2 protein-coding genes are annotated in these 1,860 nt (G+C 68.1%); both read left to right on the top strand.

Translation table 11 applies throughout. From position 1 onward, the window contains the following. On the top strand, nucleotides 1–389 hold a 389-nt coding region (locus A6M56_RS17720; protein ID WP_286758272.1), incomplete at its 5' end, for a universal stress protein. A 15-nt stretch (nucleotides 390–404) separates the two neighbouring features. Continuing rightward, nucleotides 405–1,860: HAD-IC family P-type ATPase (locus A6M56_RS17715; protein ID WP_286758271.1), on the top strand; the 1,456-nt coding region annotated here is incomplete at its 3' end.

Below are 1,860 nucleotides of genomic sequence, written 5' to 3'. Positions count from 1 at the left end.
ATGCAACACGCGCGGCGCAATTGTCGCTCGACTGGTTCCCCGATGCCCGGCAGATCTTGCTGCATGCCAGTACCGTGGCTTTCGAGGGGCGCATGCGCTTGGCCGGGGTTTCGCTTGAGCATATCGAAGCCTATCGCCGTGATGAGCTGGCACGCGCCGAGCAGCGCCTGCAGGCGCAGATGGGCTCCCTGCGCAGCACGGCCCCGCTCGGCAAACGGATCGTGCAGGGCTATCCGGCCGTCGTCCTGCCGCGCGAAATCGAGCGTTCCGGCGGCGACCTGCTTGTCATCGGCAAACATGGCGGCACGATGCTGGACGAGCGCCTGCTCGGCAGCGTCACGCAGAACCTGCTGTATCGCGCCGGCTGCAACGTGCTGCTCGTCCCCTGAGCAGGGAGAGACATCATGCCCCACGCCCTCTGGCACGCCCGGGCCGCCGCTGTCGTCCTGGCTGAACAAGGAACGACCGAGGCCGGCCTGAGCGCTGCGGAAGCCGCCCGGCGCCTGGCCAGCCACGGCCCGAACCGCCTGACCCCGCCCCGCAAACGCGGGCCGCTGCTGCGTTTCCTGCTGCAATTTCACAACGTGCTGATCTACGTGCTGCTGGGCGCCGCCGTCGTCACGGCGGCCCTCGGCCATCTGGTCGACACCGGCGTCATTCTCGGCGTGGTGGTCATCAATGCCCTGATCGGCTTCATTCAGGAAGGCAAGGCGGAAAAATCGCTCGACGCCATCCGCAACATGCTGTCGCTGCGTGCCGTCGTGATGCGCGATGGCCGGCGGCAGGAAGTCGACGCCAGCGAGTTGGTGCCCGGCGATATCGTCGTGCTCGCTTCGGGTGACAAGGTGCCGGCCGACCTGCGGTTGATCGAAACACGCAACCTGCGCATCGAGGAGGCCGCGCTGACCGGCGAATCGGAAGCGGTCGAGAAATCCGGCGCCGCCGTGGCCGCGGAGGCGCCGATCGGCGATCGGAGCGGCATGGCCTATTCCGGTACGTTGGTCGTCTTCGGCCAGGGGCGCGGGGTGGTCGTCGCCACCGGCGACACGACGGAAATCGGCCGCATCGGCCGCCTGCTGGCCCAGGTGGAGACGGTCGATACGCCGCTCCTCAAGCAGATGGCGCAGTTCGGCCGCTGGCTGACCGCTGGCATCCTGGCGCTGGCCGCCGGCACCATCGTCTTCGGGATGCTGGTGCATGGCCAGCCGGCCGGCGAGATGTTCCTTGCGGCCGTCGGCCTCGCCGTGGCGGCGATTCCCGAGGGCCTGCCGGCGATCATGACCATCACGCTGGCCATCGGCGTGCAGCGCATGGCCGGGCGCAACGCGATCATCCGCCGCATGCCGGCGGTGGAAACGCTGGGCGCGGTGACGACCATTTGTTCGGACAAGACCGGTACCCTGACCCGGAACGAAATGACTGTCCAGCGCCTGGCGACGGCGGAGGGGGAGATCGCGGTGTCCGGCATCGGCTATGCCCCGCGCGGCGCCTTTTCGATGGCCGGACAAGGCGTCGATGGCGGCGAACTGGCCGACATCGCCCGTGCCGCCTTGCTCTGCAACGATGCCATCCTGCGCGAGGCTGACGGTGAATGGCGGCTCGAAGGCGATCCGACCGAAGGCGCGCTGCTGACGCTGGCCATGAAGGCCGGGCTGGATGCGCACTTCGAGGCGGCTTCCCTGCCACGCATCGATGTCATTCCCTTCGAATCCGAGCACCGCTTCATGGCGACGCTGCATCACGATCACGCCGGTCATGCCTTTGTTTTCGTCAAGGGCGCGCCGGAGCGCCTGATCGGCATGTGCGTCAGGCAAAGGCGAGCCGGCCAGGACGAGCCGATCGATCCGGCCTGCTGGCAGG

The sequence above is a fragment of the Ralstonia sp. RL genome (assembly GCF_001683835.1).
GTDB classification, from domain to species: Bacteria; Pseudomonadota; Gammaproteobacteria; order Burkholderiales; family Burkholderiaceae; genus Ralstonia; species Ralstonia mannitolilytica.
Note: the sequence above shows the minus strand (reverse complement) of the source record. Positions and strands in the feature narration are given on the sequence as shown.